Raw genomic sequence first — 17,252 nt, 5'->3', positions numbered from 1 at the left:
GCCGAGGGCGGGATACCCTGTGCTCCTCGTCAGTGACGGGACGCTGAAAAACTCGCCCTTCGGGCTCAAACAGTTCCAGCGTCTTATCCGTCACCGCCTGCGGTGCTCGGCTGCGTGACATGGGGAAGGAAATGCAAAAAAACCTCTATCAGGGAGGTTGCTGATGCCTCCAGCTATGCTGGAGAGCGATTCACTTGGCAACTGATTAATAAGTGTTACAGGGAATGTCAACATTGACAGTAGACATCATCCCATGTCAAATACGGCGATGCAGATCAGACTTATAGCCTTTAACGGCCGTTATATCCACTCCTGTCTCGCGCTTTTCTATGTCAGGGAAGAGCTGCGGAAAAATCTTCCTGCTGCGGCAATTGAGCTCCGGCAGCTGACCATCAACGACCCGTATTATCAGACCCTTCTTAGCATAAGCGAGGGGAGCCCTTTCGCCATCTTCTTTTCGGTCTATATCTGGAACTCCGAACTGGTCCTGCAGCTGCTCGACGATCTGGCCCGGATTCTGCCGGAGGTCCCGTTCGTACTGGGCGGCCCCCAGGCCGCCGCTTTCAGCCGGGACCAGCTGCCCGCCAAGACCACGGTCATCAAAGGTGAGGTGGAAGGGCTTTCTCCCTCATTTTATGAAGATCTGCAGCATAACCGACTGGCCCCGGTTTATGAGTGCAGACCAGGCGGGCCATTCCCCTCCCCTTATACGGATGGAGACCTGACCGGGGTTCTGCATAACCGCCATATCTATTATGAATCCTGCCGGGGCTGTCCCTTTTCCTGCAGCTATTGCCTTTCCTCGGTGGAACGCGGCATGAACCGGAAGGATGTTGAACAGGTCAAAAGGGAGCTCGCGGCGATCCTCAAGCACCGGCCGAAGATCATCAAGTTCGTCGACCGGACCTTTAACGCGAATGCGGACCGGGCTTTGGAAATCTGGCGCTTTCTCTCCGAACAGGGGGGGGAGACCCTCTTTCATTTCGAGATGGCCCCGGATCTTTTCAGTGAGGAGATGTTCGCCTTTCTCGCGGAGCTGCCGCCGGGGCGGTTCCAGTTTGAACTGGGCATCCAGTCCACCCACCCGGAGACCCTGGCGGCGGTCAACCGGGTGATGGATCTCAAAAAGGTGGGAGAGAATATCCGCCGATTGGCCGCCCTGGACAACATCCACCTCCATGCCGATCTGATCCTCGGTCTGCCCGAGGAAACCGCATCCTCCTTCCGCAACGGAGTCCGGGAGGTTTTCGCCATGGGTCCGCACTATATCCAGATGGGACTTCTGAAGGTTCTGCCGGGAACCGGAATCAGCGGTGTTCCCGGCCTGGTGCACAGCCGAAAGCCGCCGTATCAGGTCTTGGCCACCCCGCAGATGGATCACCGGACCCTGAGCCATCTCTACTGGCTCGGCGAATGTCTGGAGGCCTTCCACAACAATCGCTATTTTCCCTGTTTATTTGCCTATCTGCGGGAAACCGGTGAAGATATCTGCACCTTCTTCGAAGAGTTGTTGAAGGTCTGCCGGGCGCGGAATTTCTTTTCTCTTTCCGCCACCCAGGAATTTTGCAACAGCCTGCTCTGCGAGGTCATTTCAGGCAGGAATGACTGCGAGCTGATCAGGGAACTGCTTCGCTACGACTGGCTGCGCTGCGGCCACCGTTTTCTGCCGGAACCGCTTGCCGACGAAAACCTGGCCGAACTGCGCAAACATTTGAGTCGTACGCTGGGGGTGAATTTTCCCCCGTATTACGATTATCGCAGCCGCGACGAATTCTTCCGCAAGTCCTTCTTCGCCGCCTTTTCAGGGTCGGCACTGCAGCGCCTCGGCCTCGGGGACGGCACCAAAGATGGTATTGTCTGTTTCCTGCCCGACAGGGAACCGGGAATCCACTCATTCCAGAAAGTATGCCTGCTGCCAGGATGAGCCGAGAGTTTAAACAGGGAGGGGCCTGAAATTCTCAAGCCGGCAAAATCTTTAATATTTCTTTCCGGTCGATTAAGTTGATCAGGAATAAAAACGGGTGAGCGATAATGAACGAGATGATCCTCCATAACGCCAATGTCCTGGTCAGAATGGTCTTCTACGGTCTGTGGGCCTGGATTTTTTATTTTGACGGCCTGCATCTTTCCCTGCCGATGCGAAGTTTTCTGAACATGCTGGTCCTGGCCGATATCATCACCTGGTTTGCCTATCAGGTTTATCTCCTGCCCAGAATGGTGGTGCAGCTCGGCATTGGCACGGTGGTGAATATGGTGGTGATGTATTTCCTGTTCCGGGACGCAAAAGCCCTGGTTCCCGAGTATCTCGGGATGCAGGCCATGGCGATCATGGTCTTTCTGTCGGTGGCCGCAGTGAAGGGGTTTTACTATGTGCTGATCGAGATGGACTCCCGCCGCCGTTATTCCGAATGAGGGCACCTCTCCCCAGCGGTGATGGTCAGTTCCGGTCAAGTACCTCACGGACAATATTGGCCATATCCTTCATGCTCACAGGCTTCAGGACGAATTTTCTGATCCCAAGCTCTTTGGCCTTTTTTTCGGAAATCATCGAACTGTAGCCGGTGCAGATAATAATCGGAATGTCGGGGCGCGCAGCCAGCAACTTTCTGGAAAGGTCACTCCCGGGCATTCTCGGCATGGTCTGGTCGGTTACCACGAGATCAAAGGCATCCGGGCGGGAGTTGAAATCGGCCAGCGCCTGAAGGCTGCTGGTATGCGCGGTCACGGTATACCCGAGACCGGTCAGGCAGGTTTTCAGGAAATTGCTGATCATCTCCTCATCATCGACAACGAGGATTCTTTCCGTACCGGTGGGAAGCGCTTTTTTCTCTTCCGGGGCCTCTTTTTGCTTGTATCTTTTTTCCACGGCCGGGAAATAGAGTTTAAACATCGAGCCCTTCCCGACCGTGCTTTCCACTTTTACCAGTCCGCCATGGCTTTTGACGATCCCGTAGACCACCGCCAGGCCGATTCCGGACCCTTTGCCGGTGCCCTTGGTTGTGTAATAGGGCTCAAAGATGCGGGTGAGCACCTGTTTCTCCATCCCGCAGCCGGTATCCTGAACAACCAGCTCAACGAACAGCCCTGGCGACACCTCCGGCTCGCTGCTCACTTCTTTGGCGCCGAGGATTTTATTCGAGAGGCGGATGGTGATCGTTCCCTGTTCCTCAGGCAGCGCATGAAAGGCATTGGTATAAAGATTCATCAGGAGCTGATGGAACTGGCTCGGGTCCATCATGATGTCGCCGCACTCCGGATCGATATCTTCCTTGAGCTCGGTTGTTGTCGGCAGGGAAGCACGCAGCATTTTCAGGGCCTCCTTGACGATAATCTGCGGCTGGAGCTGTACCTTTGTGCTGTCCTGTCTTTTCCGGCTGAAGGTGAGGATCTGCTTCACAAGCTCCTTAGCCCGGTTCGCGGCATGCAAAATCTGGTCGACATGGTCTTCAGGCAAGTCGGAACGGGAAAGGGAATTTTTCGTCAATTCGGCATAGCCCATGATCGCCGTCAGGATATTGTTGAAATCATGGGCGATGCCGCCGGCCAGGGTGCCCATGGCTTCCATTTTGCGCGATTGAAAAAGGTCTTCCTCCATTCTTTTGATTTCCGAAATGTCCTTGGCGGTATGCACCAGATATTGCAGTTCCCCGTTCTCATCCAGGACCGGAGAGGACGACAGTTGAAAGATCTTGCCAAGCGTCGGGTGTTCCACGATTTCAGTAAAGGAGTGGAGGGGGTTTTCGATGGTCCTGACCGCAGGGCAGTCCGGGCAGGGACTTGCTGCTTTCCTGAATAGCTCATGACAGTGCCGGCCGTTCAGGCCGCCCGGTTGCACCTTGAAAAATACATGGGCCGCTTCATTGGCCCGGAAAATACGCAGGTCTTTGTCGAGCAGGGTGACGATATCCGGCATGGCGTCGAAGGTTTGTTCCCATTCCCTTTTACCTTGCTGAATGGCGATTTCGATTTTTTTCTGCTCGGTAATGTCTGTCATTATGGTGCGGAACCGGCTTGTATGGCCGTCCATCTCAAAGTCCACAGTACTTTTCAACTGGGCATGAAAAATTGTCCCGTCTTTTTTCCGGCAGCGGAATTGGCAGCTCTGTTTTTTCTTTGACTCCAGGAGTCTCTTGCGGCAGTGGTAATGGATATCCTGATCCGCCTCAAGGATAAAGGCGGAAAGAGGTTGTCTGAGCAGGCTCCCTCTCGCCACGCCGAGCATGTCGGCGGCGGTGAGGTTGGCCTCGACAATCAGGCCCGTGCCACTCACGGTCAGATAGCCGACCGGGGCAAAGTCGTAGAGGTTGGTGTATTTGCGGCGGGATTGTTCGAGTTCCTGCTGGGTTTTGCGCAGGTCCTCGTTCTGCAGTTCCAGTTCGATCTGGTAGGTGTCCAGTTCATGGACCAGTTTTTTTACCTCTTCCTGCGACAGGGCCCGGCCGTTGCCGATCGGGATGGACAGATACGCATGGGCCCGTTTTCGCAGGTCCATAAATTTGTTGGCGGAGCTTTTATCCCGGTGCATCATCTTCTCCCGTCAAGTGCTGCAAGGCCTGTCTGGTGAGCATGCCCAAATCCCTTTCCGTGGTGGCAATGGATGCCGGCACCCCGTTTTCATCTAATATCTTGGTGGCCGTCAGCAAGACATTGACAATTTTTCCGTCTTTCCTGAGCCGTTTCGTCAAGATCGGTTTTGCTTCTTCCTCCTTCAGCGTGGAAATCAGGGCCCGGGTCTTCTTTTGCCAGCCGGAGGGAACAAGATCGATGAGGTTCATCTGCAGCGCCTCGGCTTCGGAGTAGCCGTACATTTTTTCCGCGCCCCGGTTCCACGCAAGAAAGCGACCACTGAAATCGAGCATGGTGACGGCGTCGTTGGAGTCTTTGACAATGGCCGCCAGCCGTTTTTCCCGGGCCAGCTGTTTTTTTAATTCTGTCACATCCTCGAAGATAATTACAACCCCCGCGATCACATTTTTTGCGGTCCGATAGGGCCGGAGGCGCATACGGTAAATGGTGCCCCTGGTGTCCTCTACTTCCAGCTCCTTTTTGCCCAGCTCCTCCAGCACTTCTCCGGCCTGTCCGGCAAGGTCGACATTTTTCAGCGAGGTGGCGAAATGGGTGATCGGCCGGCCGATGTCCAGCGTGGTGAGAGGGACCAGATCGGTTGTCTTGGGGGTGAAGCGCCTGATGTTCAGGTCGATGTCAAGAAAGATGGTGGCGATCTCGGTGGCATCGAGAAGGTTTTTCATATCGTCGTTGGCCGTGACCAGTTCTTCAATCCTGCCCTGCAGTTCGGCGTTGACCGTGGAGGACTCCTCGTTTAAGGACTGCAGCTCCTCTTTTGAGGTCTCCAGCTCTTCGTTGGTGCTCTGCAGTTCTTCATTGGTGCTCTGCAGCTCTTCATTGGTGGATTTCAATTCCTCGTTCGAGGTCTGCAGCTCCTCAATCGTGGTCTGGAGGTTTTCCTTGGTATACTGCAGCTCGGCGGCAAGGTTTTTCAGTTCGGCGCTCCGGCTTGACCGGGTCGTTCTGCCGGGCGGTGCTCCTTTCTTTTTTTTCGGGGAGGGACGCTCATTGAAGATGACCATCATCAAGCCACGGCGGCCCGTCTGCAGATCAGGCAGCGGTTTGACGACGAGGTCGACTTCCACGAACCCGCCGTTCGCCTGGACCTGCAGCCCGTTAACGACGACCTCCTGCCGTTCGGCGATCATCCGGTGAATGGCGCCGGCCAGCCCCGCCTTCAGTCCGGGCTTCGCCATATCGAGGGCGTTGAGGTTTGCCACCCCTTCGGCAGGCTCCAGGAAGCAGCCGGTCCGACCGTGGATATAGATGATGTCGCCGTTGTCGTCAATGACCACACAGGTCGACATGTCGCTTTGCGAGATGATGCTCTTCAGCAGTTTGAGCGGCTCGATCTCCTTGAGGGATGGCGCCGGTTTCTGGAAAACCCGGTCGTGGTGTCCTGCGGCACCACGAGCTGTCTGGATGTTCAGGACCGGTTGCATCATTTTCCCGGCCGGGAGACTCTTGAAGATTTTCCATTTTTTATCGAGGGGATCGAAGAGATCGGTTGCCTGACCAATGGTTTCCGAGGAACCGAGAAAGAGCAGGCCGCCCGGTTTTACGCTGTAGTGAAAGAGAGGCAGCAATCTTTTCTGCAGTTCCGGCCCGAAGTAAATGAGCAGATTCCGGCAGCAGAGGAGATCGAGCCTGGTAAAGGGCGGGTCCTTGGTAATATTCTGGGGGGCAAAAACCACCAGGTCGCGGATGCTTTTTTTAATCTGGTAGTGGTTCTCTTCCCTGGTGAAGAATTTTTTCAGGTGTTCCCGGCGCACATCAACCGAAATAGACTCCGGATAGATTCCGGCCCGGGCCAGGGCGATGGACTCTTCATCGAGATCGGTGGCGAAGATCTGGATCGGGAGGTGTTTTCCCAGGACCTCCAGGCATTCCAGGACAATGATGGCGACGGAGTACGCCTCCTCGCCGCTGCTGCAGCCCGCCACCCAGATCCGGACGTTATAGTCGTCCGGTTTGTCCGCGAGCCACTCCTGAAACTTTTCTTTCAGGGATTTATAGGCGGCGGGGTCTCTGAAGAAACAGGTGACCCCGATCAGAAGCTCCCGGAACAGGATGGCGGTCTCCGGTTCGGACTCCTGAAGGTAGCGGACATAATCATCGATATCGTCGATCTGGTGCACGTGCATCCGCCGCTCGATCCGGCGACAGATGGTGTTTTGTTTGTACTGGGAAAAATCATGCCCGGTAGTTGTCCGCAGCACGACAAAGATTTTCTGCAGGGCGCCCTGCATGTTCCCAAAATCGGCCGCAATACCGCCTGCCGGTCGCCGCGACTGGTGGCCAACATAATTCATTAGTTGCGCGGGCATTTTGTCCGGGGGCAAAATATAATCGACCAGGCCGGTGGCAATAGCGCTTGCCGGCATCCCGTCGTATCTGGACGAATCCGGGTCCTGGGCCATGACCATGCCGCCCGCGCCCTTGATGGCCCTGACCCCCAGCGTGCCGTCGGTGCCCGTTCCGGAAAGAATGATGCCGATGGCCCTTTCCTCCTGGTCCTGGGCAAGGGAGCGAAAAAAGATGTCGATGGGCAGGTTTGCTCTTCTGGGCATCGGTATCTCCAGGAGTTGCAGGGCGCCGTTCAACAGGGCCATCTCCTTGTTCGGAGGAATGATATAGACCTGGTTCGGGCCAACCTTCATGTTGTCGACGACCTGATGGACCTGCATCGCGGTCTTTTTCTGGATGAGCTCGGGGAGGATGCTCGCGTGATTGGGGTCGAGATGGCTCACCAGGACAAAGGCCGCTCCGGAATCATCCGCCAAGGCCCTGAAAAACCCTTCAAAGGCCTCCAGACCGCCGGCGGAAGCGCCGATGCCGACTATCGGGAACGAATTTTCGCGGTGAATTTCCGCGGGTTGTTTTTTAGATAGTGAAGGCGCCGGCAGTTTTGCCGGCTTTTCCTGATTTCGCTTTTTTCCTGGTGGCCATCTCATTTCCTCAACAAGTAATCTGCCTGCCATCGCCTTTCCGCCGAGCGGCTCCCCGTGCGAGGGAAGTGAAGCAAGTGGGAAAAGCGACGCTCCTGATCATGCACAGCGATATGTGGGGGCTTGCCCGCGGCTTCGAAGTACCACACCGTTTGACTATCTGGCGCAGGGAGTTCCGAAAAGCGGCAACGGATCGGTTGCCACATCAGGTTTTCGGGTCCGCAGTCTGCTCTGGTTCTCCTTTCCGCCGGGTCGCGTCAGGTGTTTCATGCCGCGAACCGCCGACTTCGCCTAAAAGTAGCTGAAACTGAAAGGGAATCATACCGATTTAAGCGGATCTTCATTATTTGTTTATCATTTAGTGAACCATTATGACAGTATCCTGAAAACAGTGATTGGAGTCAATTCCTTTGTGGACCGTTCCGGTTGACTCGTTATGAGCATATGCTTATAATAATAACAAAAGGAGAGAAGGAAAAATGGCGAGACCTCTAAACAGCAGAATGGTTGGGTGCCTGCCTGAATGCACCTACTTTAAACCGAAAGGTGTGCCGCAATCGTCACTGGAAGTCATTGTGCTCAGGGTCGATGAATTCGAAGCGATTCGTTTGGCCGATCATGAAGGGTTGTATCAGGACGAGGCGGCAAAGCGGATGAATGTCTCCCGGCAGACTTTCGGGAGGATCATTGAAAACGGCCACCGCAAGGTGGCGCAGGCACTTGTTAAAGGGCAGGCAATAAAAATCGAAGGAGGTGAATTTGAGATGACGGCAAAAAAATTCAGATGTTTGGAGTGTAAACACGAGTGGGAAGTTCCTTATGGTACCGGGAGGCCGGAAGCATGTCCGTCCTGTAGTGGAAACAATATCCACCGGGCGGCAGGCGATCAGGGCCGTGGCCGGAAAAGGCATGGAAAACAGGAGGGCGGAAATTGTCGGAGAAAAAAAGGACAATCGTGTGAAACAGGAGCATGATTGATGCTGGCGGGGCGGGAAGATGTGTTTTCGTCACAACCCGGCAGGATTGTCGCCGAAAAGACTCTTCCCCTCCGGCTGTGATTTACAAGGTAACAGGCAATGGATTCTGGAAACTCAGCGCAGAACTCCTGATCCTGAAAGTTCGTTGAGCATCCTGATCAGGTCCTGGAGGAGGCAAGGTTTGATGAAGGTCGGGAGGGCGCACAGTAACCCCGGAAGTTTGCCATAACCGGGTCATTTGAGCAGCCTCTTGCCGCCATTTCGGCTCTTTCCTGCTGGAGGCACACGGAGTTTTTCAAGGAGTGGTGAAAGAAAGGGCAGAAAAAAATTTGCCGGGCAGTGCGGCGGCACCTGTGCTCCCGGTTTTTTTTTACTTGATTTGCGGGGGGAATGATCAGGCGTTCCCTGTCCGAAGTTCCTTTTCTACGGCAGCGGGGACAGGTTCCCGGAAGGCTCGGTGGTGAAGTATTCTCCCATCAGCAGCCTGTTTTTCGGCGTGATCTCGCAGGGGATTTCCTGGGTGACGATCCGATAGCCGTGTGCCTGAAGCTTTATCGCCCGGACCGTGTCCACGGCCAGGGTTTTGTCCATCCAGCCGGCAAGGTCTCCGGTGGAGGATTCCCGCAGATCATGACAGCAGGGCAGGACCGCCACCCTCGCCCGTTGGGCAACGGCCCGGCCAATGATCAGGTCGGTCAGAGAGCCGCAGGCGTGGGCGGAGACCACCAGATCGTCCGGCAGAATGGCGACCTCTTCGAGCGGTACCTCCCGGTAGCTGATCCTGCTTGCCAGTCTTGGCCAGGTTGCAATCAGGGCGCCGGACAATTTCTCCGCGTTTGCCGGGATCCTGCTGTCCACCGCAACGGCGCACTCCGAGCTGTCATCGAGGATGAGCATCAGATGGGCCAATAGGCCGTGGCCGCAGGCGAGATCGAGAACCCTGCCGCCCCGATATCGCCGCCGCACCCTTTTCGCCATTTCCCAGGCTTCATGGAGTTCTTTCCGGGGCAGGGTTCCGGCCCGACAGACCGCCCGGGCAATCTGATCGAAAAGGGTATCTCCGGGAAATAAAGACTCCTGCTGCGGGGTCAGCCTGTTTTTCGAGGATTTTTTCATGGACCGTAAAGTACGTGGTTGGCTCTCTTTTGGCAAGCGATCCCGGGAAAACGGGGGATCATACTTCATGATTGCTGGTTACGGAGAAAGGACGATTTAATCATGACCCCTTTTCTGGTATGCTTTAAGAGGCCTCCGAAAAAAAACCAAAGGAAAGATATGCCTCGAGCCATTGTAACGATCCTGACTCTGATGTTCGCTCTTGTTTCCGCAGGAGTTACCGCCGAAGCCCATACCCTCCGTCTTGAGGATGGCAGGTATGTGACCCTGACGGAACTGGTCAGGGATCTGCTGGATGCGAGGGTGATCTTTATCGGTGAGAGCCACGACAACCTCTCGCATCACCGGGCTCAGCTGGAAATTATCCAGGCCTTGCGGAAGGCCGGAGTCGAGCCGGTCATCGGTCTGGAAATGTTCAGGGCGGACAGTCAGGAGACCCTTGACGGCTGGAGCAGCGGAAAGATCAGTCCCGGGAAGTTCAAGGCTGTTTTCAATGAAAACTGGAAATGGTGGGACAAGTATCGGGCAATTTTCGACTACGCCCGGAAATACCGAATACCGATGGTCGGGCTCAATCTGTCGCGGGAAATTACCGGCAAGGTGGCGCGGGAAGGGTTTCTTTCGCTTTCTGAAAACGAGGTGAAGAAACTGCCGGTTGTGCAATGTTTTGTCGATGACGCCTACCGGGATTACATGCGTCGAACCCTGCAGATGCACAATCTGGAAGGCAACGATTTTGAATACTTCTGCGAAGCGCAACTGTTGTGGGACAAGGTAATGGCAAAACACATCAGTGATTATCTGGCTGCGAATCCGAACAGGAAAATAGTGGTCCTGGCCGGCAGCGGACATGCCTGGAAGCACGGCATTCCCGAACAGCTCAAGAACAACGGCGAGATCGGCTGGCGGGTGATCCTGCCCGAGGTTCCCGGCCAGATCCAGCGCGATTCAGTGACCTTTGAAAATGCCGACTACCTGTTACTTGGGGTCAGGGAAGGAGCGTTTCATTGACTCCGGACGGTTATGAATAGTTGGAAAACAGGGCTCAATTATGCATCCGGCTTTTCTGTTAGAAGGGTTGCCCTGGCAAGTTGAGGTCGGCTCCTGCGCGCAGTTTCAAGCCGAGAGCGGCAACGACCTTCGGACTGGCAATTGACCGGATTGTACTGACGGATCTCCCGGGGAAAGTTTACTTCATCGAACCTTTCAATGTTTCAACCAAGGGATTTAACCCCGGCAACCGTTCCTGTGTTCCAATTTGCACCCCGCCAATCCAGATAATACCCTGGCATCAGCCGCAGAATATTTTTTGTTGACCGTCATTCAAACGTTTGTTTTAATTGGTCGTATGGTAAGGTCCGATTTTGCTAAGGAGAACCTTCATGCAGATCAGTGAACATCTTCATCTATTGAAAATACCTTTTCAGGTCCCGATCAGTCCGGAGATCAGGCTGGACCGCTTTGTCAATGTGCTGCTCGTTTTCGGCAAGGCTGAAACAGTTCTGGTTGACTCCGGTGTGGCCGGGGTGGCGGAGAGGATTTTTGCATATCTGGCGGAATTCGGTCGCACTCCTGAAAGCATCAAAAAACTTCTCCTGACCCATGCCCATCCCGATCATATCGGCGCGGCCCGAAGCGTTACCGGTGAAACCGACTGCCGGGTCTTCGCCCACCCGGCCGAGCAGGAATGGATCGAGAACACCGCACTTCAGGCCAAAGAGCGACCGGTTCCGGGATTTACGCAATTGGTCGAAGGTTCGATCTCGGTGGATCAGGTTCTGGCAGATGGGGACAGGATTGAAATTGAAGAAGGCCTCCAAATCGAAATTCTTCACACCCCCGGCCACTCACCCGGCTCGCTGACCCTGCATATTCCGGCAGATTCGGCCATTTTTACCGCCGATGCCTTGCCGATACCGGGAGACCTGCCTATCTTTACTGACTGGCATCAATCCATTGCGTCCATCAGGAAGATCGACACCACTCCGAACAGTGATCTGCTGCTCTCCTCATGGGCGGCTCAGGCCAGCGGAGCGGGTAAGGCAAAGGCAATATCCGCAAGCCTTGACTGGTTGGAGAAAATTAAAAAAAATGTCGGGGCAGCGGCCCTGGAAATGCTGGCCACAGCTGAGCCTCTGGCCCTGTGCCGAACGACCTGCGAAAGACTCAGGCTGCCGCCGGCGGCGGTAAACCCACTGGTCGCCCGCTCATTTGGCGCCTGCCTGGTGTAAAAGTGTTCTCATCAAGGAAACCGATATGACCCAAAGCGATACCAAGGAAACCATCCTCGACAAGGCCGAAGAGCTCTTTGCCGATAAGGGGTACAAGGGGACCTCGCTCAGGATGATCACCACTGCGGCCGAGGTGAATCTCGCAGCGGTCAATTACCATTTCGGCTCCAAGGAAGGGCTGATTGCCGCGGTGATCAGCCGGCGGATCGTTCCCTTGAATGAAGAGCGCTCCCGGCGGGTCAAGGAGGTGCTGGCGAAGGCCGGGGCGGCCGGGAGCAAACCCGTTACCGGTGCAGTGCTGCTCGCCTTTATCGAACCGACCCTGCGGCTTCCGGAATCGGCGCCGGGGGCGAGAAATTTCGTCACCCTGGTCGGACGCGCCCTGGCCGACAGCGATGAGACCGCCCGCCGCATCTTCATCCAGCACATGGGTCCGGCCATCGGGATTTTTCACGAAGCCCTGGCCCGGGCCCTTCCGGAGATGCCGCCCGATATCCTTTACTGGCGGCTCAACTTCGTAATCGGCGCCTTGAGCCATACCCTGCGCTGTATCGATAAATGCCCGATGGCGCTTGATTCCGCCGAACCGCGCAATTCCCGGCAACTGGTCGAACTGCTGCTGCCTTTTCTCACCGGCGGCATGGAGGCTCCGATATGAAAAGAATGATCCCCCTGTTCCTGATTGCCGCTTTCCTGCCCGGCTGCAGCGTCTATGACAGCAAACTTCCGGAGCTGCTCACCCCGCTGCCGGAGGCTTTTGTCGAGGGTGGCGACTGGCAGAACGCCCCTGACCCCGGCCGCTTCTGGGAACAGTTTAACGATCCGGACCTGAACGGGCTGGTTGAGGAGGCGCTGGAAAAGAATCTTTCGATCAGGCAGGCCCAGGCGCGTTACGAACAGTTTGCCGCCCAGCAGAAGATCAGTCGGGCGAGCCTGCTGCCTTTCCTGAATCTGACCGGCGGTATCGGGGCCGATGACCCGCTGACCGGGCCAGACGGCACCAGCATGCGGCTCTCGGCGGTGGCCGGTTATGAGCTTGATCTCTGGAACAAACTCGGTAGCGACCGGGACAAGGCCTCCTTCAACCTCCAGGCTTCTGCGGCCGATCTCAAGACCGCCATGATCAGTACCGCGGCCCAGGTTTCCGATCTCTATTTCCTCCTGATTGAGCAGCGGGCGCAACTGGAATTGAGTGACCGGATTATCGCGAGCCAGGCCGATACCCTGGCGCGGATGGAAAGCCGCTACGAAGCGGGCCTGGTTGCGGCCCTTGATGTCTATCAGGCCCGGCAGAACATCCTGGCCGCGCGGGCCGCGAAGCCTCCCTCCCAGACCAGGCTGGCCAAAGGGACCCATGCCCTGGCCGCCTTACTCGGCCGTTTCCCAGATCCGGAACTGGGCGGCAGCAAGTCTGAGCTTTTGAAACTTGACGATGAGATCCTGCCGGGAATTCCTTCCGAACTGCTCACCCGCCGCCCGGATATCGAGGCGGCCCTGGCGAGACTGAAGGCCCGTGATGCCGAAGTGGCGGCGGCCGCCGCCGAGCGCTTTCCCGCCTTCAACCTGACGGCGGTGCTCGGGACCGGACGGCTCGATTATGTGACGGTCCTTTCCGACACCTTCTGGAGCCTGCTTCTGGAGGTGGTGCAGCCGGTGTTTGATAATGGCCGCCGCCGGGCCGAGATCGACAGGCGGCAGGCGGTGATGGAAGAGGAGCTGGCCCGTTACCATCAGGTGGTGATCGCGGCGGTCCAGGAGGTCGAAGACGCCATTGTTTCCTACCGGAACGGGCTTGCGCAGCTGCAGCTTCTCGAGGAGCGGCATGTCGCCACCACCGATACTCTGCGGCTGGCCGAGGACCAGTATTTCGAGGGGCTGACCGAGTACCTGTCGGTCCTCACCGCCCAGGTCAACCACTTCACCGTCCAGCAGCAGCTGTTGAGCAGCCGCCGGCAATTGCTCAGCGACCGGATCAGCCTCTATCGGGCCCTCGGCGGCGACTGGATGGGGAAAAGTGAAGAGTTGAAAGTGAAAAGTGAGGAGTTGGGGAAATGAAGCCGGAAGCCAGGAGCCAGAAGGTTTAAACTCAACTTTCTGACTTGTCTTATGGTGTTGATTTGCTGTTGTAAATTAATTGAGAGACATGGTGGCATTCCATTATGAGAATTCAGAAGCCAGAATTCAGGAGCCAGAATGACTGATTTTAAAGCTTTTCTCCTGGATTCTGACTTCTGAAGAATATTTCATGACAAAGAGCGAAACAATGAACCGGAGAAGAGATCAACATCCGCTCCAAACAAACGGTGAGAAAAAATGAGTGCCCGAGAGAAAATAGTCAAAATTGGCCTGCCTTTCATCATCCTGATCGCGGTTGGATTCATCATGGCGCAGATGATCAAAAGCCGGAAAAGTCCGGAAAGGATCGAAAAGGTAGATCGCGGGGCGCTGGTGGAATTTATGGTTGCGGAAAAATCAAACCGCCAGGTGACCATTCATTCCACCGGTATTGTCCAGCCCCGCCAGGAAATCACGATCGCTCCGCAGGTGAACGGCAACGTCACCGAGGTTTCGGACCGCTTCATCGCCGGCGGCTTTTTCAGAAAGGGTGAGTCCCTTTTCAAGGTCGAGACCATTGACTATGAGCTGGCCCTGGAACAGGCCCGCGCCAATCTTGCCAAACGGGAGTATGAGCTGAGTTCGGTTGAGTCAAAGGCCCGGATTGCCCGTCAGGAATGGGAGCGAATGAACAGAGACCAGAGTGTGCCTCCCAACTCGCTCGCTCTGTATGAGCCGCAACTGAAAGATGCCAAGGCCAACCTGGCTTCGGCCCAGGCTGCCCTGCAGCAGGCCGAACTGAATCTGGCCCGAACCACGATTACCGCCCCCTTCAACTGCGTGGTCCGTACAGAAAGCATTGATAAAGGGCAATATGTCCGGGCCGGCAACGGGGTAGCGGTCATTGCCGGTACCGATACCGCCGAGGTGGTGGTCCCCGTCGAGCTGAACGATCTGCAATGGCTTGAAGTTCCGGCGCCGGGCAACAGGGGCGAAAGCTCACCGGCCGAGGTCAGGCTGAACAGCGCCGGCATTACCTACTCATGGCCGGGCGTGATCGACCGGCTGCTGGCCGAGGTTGACTCCCAGGGGAGAATGGCCCGGATGGTCGTTTCGATTAACGACCCTTACCTGTTGCGGACGCCTGAAACGGGCAACAGCCCGGTTGCGGCCATCGGCAGCTTCGTTAATATCACCTTCAAGGGCCGGGTCATGGCGGATGTTTTCGCCATTCCGCGCCAGGCACTGCGTGACGACAGTACGGTCTGGATCATGGGCCCGGAAAATCTCCTGCGGATCAGGCCCGTCACCACCGTCCGGCTGGAGAGGGATGCAGTTTTTGTCAACGGTGGTCTTGAACCCGGTGAACGGGTGGTCCTCACCAATCTGACCGGGGCCGCCAACGGGATGAAGCTGCGCGCCGTCGAGAAGGGAGAGCGACCATGAACAACTGGATCGGCTGGATGGCCAAAAATCACGTGGCCGCCAATCTGCTGATGATGATTTTTATTGTCGGCGGTCTCTTCATGGGCTTTCAGGTCAAGCAGGAGGTCTTCCCCGAGATCGAGCTGGACTGGATTTCGACCACCGTGGTCTATCCCGGCGCGAGCCCCGATGAGGTGGAGGAGGGGATCATCCTCCAGGTTGAGGAAGCGATCAGCTCCATCGACGGGATCGATGAGATCAAGTCGGTGGCCGCCGAAGGAGCGGGGACCGTGAATGCCAAGGTCCGCTCAGGCGAGGACGCCGACCTGATCCTTCAGGATATCAAGAACGAAGTGGACCGGATTACCACCTTTCCCGGCGAGGCGGAAAAACCGATCGTCGCCAAGATCGTCAACCGCCGGGAAGTGATTTCGGTGGTGGTTTACGGCAATGCTCCGGAACGGTCTTTACGGGAACAGGCCGAAGCGGTCCGGGACGAACTGCTGGCCATGCCGCAGATTACCCAGGCCGAGCTCTCCGGCGTACGCCCCTATGAGATCTCGATCGAGATTTCCGAGAGCAACCTGCGCCGCTATAACCTGACCTTGACCAGAGTCGCCCAGATTATCCGCCAGACCTCGCTCGATCTGCCTGCCGGCTCTTTGAAAACCGAGAGTGGCGAGATCCTGGTCCGGACCAAGGAAAAACGTTATACCGAACAGGGATACGGCGAGATACCGGTGGTGGTCAACCAGGACGGCACTGAGGTGCTTTTAAAGGACATCGCGGTGATCAACGACGGTTTTGAGGAGACCGATGAATTTGGCCGTTTCGACGACCAGCCGGCCGCGATGGTCAAGGTGTTCCGGGTCGGTGACCAGAAACCGACCGTTATCTCCGATCTGGTCTACAAGTATGTGCAGGAAAAGTCTGCCACCATGCCGGAATCGGTCAAGATCTCCACCTGGTACGATACCTCGGAGATCTTCAGGAGCCGGATGAACCTCCTGATCAAGAACGCCTGTTTCGGGCTGGTCATGGTCTTTCTGGTCCTCTCCCTCTTTCTGCAGATGCGCCTTGCCCTCTGGGTCATGCTCGGGATCCCGATCTCCTTTCTCGGCGCCCTGTTCCTGATGCCGGCAACCGGGGTCTCGATCAACATGATCTCGCTCTTCGCCTTTATCATGGCCCTGGGTATCGTGGTGGATGACGCGATCGTTGTCGGGGAGAACGTTTACGAACACCGGCAGCAGGGGAAATCACACCTGCAGGCCGCCATCGACGGTGCCCGGGAGGTGGGGGTGCCGGTGGTCTTTTCGATCCTCACCTCGGTGGCCGCCTTCGTACCGCTGATCTATGTCACTGGGACCATGGGCAAGTTCATCAAGGTGATCCCGATCGTGGTCATCAGTATCCTTGTGATCTCGCTGGTCGAGTCCCTCTTCGTCCTGCCCGCCCATCTGTCATTGGGGGGAGGCAAGGGAGAGGAGGAGTGCCCGGAGGATCAGGAGCAGAAAGGAATCTTCTGCCGGATGCGCCATAAGTTTGCCATCTTTCTCGACTGGTTGATCAATGTCCATTACCGGGATTTCCTGAACCTCTGTATCCGTTATCGCTATGTGACCTTCGCCGTGGCCATCGGGTTGCTGCTGCTGGCGATCGGCACCGTTAAAGGCGGCATCGTCAAATTCCGCTTCATGCCGCTGGTGGAAGGGGACCGGATCACCGTCAATATCGAGATGCCCCGCGGCACCCTGGTCGCGGAAACCGCCAAGGTCCAGGAAATCCTCCTCGAAAAGGCGCGGGAGACCGTGGCTTATTTCGACAAAATCGACCCTTCCGAACGGTCGATCATGCGCCATCTCTATTCGGTTTCCGGCGGCACCGTCGCCCGGGGCGGACCGGCGGGTGGCGGCTCGGCATCGGCCCCGCAT

Annotated in this window: 12 protein-coding genes; 9 read left to right on the top strand and 3 right to left on the bottom strand. The window is 56.4% G+C overall.

Features of this window, described 5'->3' with window-relative positions:
- The first annotated feature begins 268 nt into the window (after nucleotides 1-268).
- Nucleotides 269-1,924: a DUF4080 domain-containing protein gene (locus tag KKG35_05490; GenBank protein MBU1737574.1), complete on the top strand. Its 1,656-nt coding sequence runs from the start codon at nucleotides 269-271 to the stop codon at nucleotides 1,922-1,924.
- Between the two features lie 107 nt (nucleotides 1,925-2,031).
- A complete protein-coding gene (locus KKG35_05485; protein MBU1737573.1) occupies nucleotides 2,032-2,412 on the top strand; it encodes a hypothetical protein in 381 nt (126 codons plus the stop codon).
- Nucleotides 2,413-2,437: 25 nt separating this feature from the next.
- On the opposite strand, the gene KKG35_05480 is transcribed toward KKG35_05485, so the two are convergent.
- Entirely contained in the window at nucleotides 2,438-4,528 is a 2,091-nt protein-coding gene (locus KKG35_05480) for a response regulator (protein ID MBU1737572.1), read from the bottom strand.
- Nucleotides 4,512-7,520, bottom strand: coding sequence for a PAS domain S-box protein (locus tag KKG35_05475; GenBank protein MBU1737571.1), 3,009 nt, complete (start codon nucleotides 7,518-7,520; stop codon nucleotides 4,512-4,514). Before KKG35_05475 ends, KKG35_05480 begins: the two co-directional genes overlap by 17 nt.
- Nucleotides 7,521-7,993: 473 nt before the next feature.
- On the opposite strand from KKG35_05475, the gene KKG35_05470 reads away from it, so the two are divergent.
- Nucleotides 7,994-8,488 (top strand): DUF134 domain-containing protein, encoded by a 495-nt coding sequence (locus tag KKG35_05470; GenBank protein ID MBU1737570.1) that lies wholly within the window; start codon nucleotides 7,994-7,996, stop codon nucleotides 8,486-8,488.
- A 426-nt stretch (nucleotides 8,489-8,914) separates the two neighbouring features.
- On the opposite strand, the gene KKG35_05465 is transcribed toward KKG35_05470, so the two are convergent.
- Complete coding sequence (locus tag KKG35_05465) at nucleotides 8,915-9,607, bottom strand: SAM-dependent methyltransferase (GenBank protein MBU1737569.1); 693 nt, start codon at nucleotides 9,605-9,607, stop codon at nucleotides 8,915-8,917.
- Nucleotides 9,608-9,766: 159 nt separating this feature from the next.
- Between KKG35_05465 and KKG35_05460 the strand changes: the two genes are divergently transcribed.
- The 6 genes from KKG35_05460 to KKG35_05435 form a co-directional block, all read left to right on the top strand.
- Entirely contained in the window at nucleotides 9,767-10,618 is an 852-nt protein-coding gene (locus tag KKG35_05460; GenBank protein MBU1737568.1) for a ChaN family lipoprotein, read from the top strand.
- A 371-nt stretch (nucleotides 10,619-10,989) separates the two neighbouring features.
- On the top strand, nucleotides 10,990-11,838 hold the full coding sequence (locus tag KKG35_05455; GenBank protein ID MBU1737567.1) for an MBL fold metallo-hydrolase: 849 nt from the start codon (nucleotides 10,990-10,992) through the stop codon (nucleotides 11,836-11,838).
- A gap of 25 nt (nucleotides 11,839-11,863) precedes the next feature.
- A complete protein-coding gene (locus KKG35_05450) occupies nucleotides 11,864-12,496 on the top strand; it encodes a TetR family transcriptional regulator (protein ID MBU1737566.1) in 633 nt (210 codons plus the stop codon).
- Complete coding sequence (locus tag KKG35_05445; protein MBU1737565.1) at nucleotides 12,493-13,893, top strand: efflux transporter outer membrane subunit; 1,401 nt, start codon at nucleotides 12,493-12,495, stop codon at nucleotides 13,891-13,893. Before KKG35_05450 ends, KKG35_05445 begins: the two co-directional genes overlap by 4 nt.
- Before the next feature lie 258 nt (nucleotides 13,894-14,151).
- Entirely contained in the window at nucleotides 14,152-15,339 is a 1,188-nt protein-coding gene (locus KKG35_05440; GenBank protein MBU1737564.1) for an efflux RND transporter periplasmic adaptor subunit, read from the top strand.
- The coding region (locus KKG35_05435) for an efflux RND transporter permease subunit (protein ID MBU1737563.1) at nucleotides 15,336-17,252 on the top strand (1,917 nt) is incomplete at its 3' end. The genes KKG35_05440 and KKG35_05435, both read left to right, overlap by 4 nt.

Source organism: Pseudomonadota bacterium (genome assembly GCA_018823285.1).
Lineage (GTDB): Bacteria > Desulfobacterota > Desulfobulbia > Desulfobulbales > JAGXFP01 > JAHJIQ01.
Note: the sequence above shows the minus strand (reverse complement) of the source record. Positions and strands in the feature narration are given on the sequence as shown.

Bases quoted from the DNA above. Each gene is read 5' to 3' on its own strand.
- KKG35_05490 (MBU1737574.1), top strand. From the start codon at position 269: ATGCAGATCAGACTTATAGCCTTTAACGGCCGTTATATCCACTCCTGT.
- KKG35_05485 (MBU1737573.1), top strand. From the start codon at position 2,032: ATGAACGAGATGATCCTCCATAACGCCAATGTCCTGGTCAGAATGGTC.
- KKG35_05480 (MBU1737572.1), bottom strand. From the start codon at position 4,528: ATGATGCACCGGGATAAAAGCTCCGCCAACAAATTTATGGACCTGCGA.
- KKG35_05475 (MBU1737571.1), bottom strand. From the start codon at position 7,520: ATGAGATGGCCACCAGGAAAAAAGCGAAATCAGGAAAAGCCGGCAAAA.
- KKG35_05470 (MBU1737570.1), top strand. From the start codon at position 7,994: ATGGCGAGACCTCTAAACAGCAGAATGGTTGGGTGCCTGCCTGAATGC.
- KKG35_05465 (MBU1737569.1), bottom strand. From the start codon at position 9,607: ATGAAAAAATCCTCGAAAAACAGGCTGACCCCGCAGCAGGAGTCTTTA.
- KKG35_05460 (MBU1737568.1), top strand. From the start codon at position 9,767: ATGCCTCGAGCCATTGTAACGATCCTGACTCTGATGTTCGCTCTTGTT.
- KKG35_05455 (MBU1737567.1), top strand. From the start codon at position 10,990: ATGCAGATCAGTGAACATCTTCATCTATTGAAAATACCTTTTCAGGTC.
- KKG35_05450 (MBU1737566.1), top strand. From the start codon at position 11,864: ATGACCCAAAGCGATACCAAGGAAACCATCCTCGACAAGGCCGAAGAG.
- KKG35_05445 (MBU1737565.1), top strand. From the start codon at position 12,493: ATGAAAAGAATGATCCCCCTGTTCCTGATTGCCGCTTTCCTGCCCGGC.
- KKG35_05440 (MBU1737564.1), top strand. From the start codon at position 14,152: ATGAGTGCCCGAGAGAAAATAGTCAAAATTGGCCTGCCTTTCATCATC.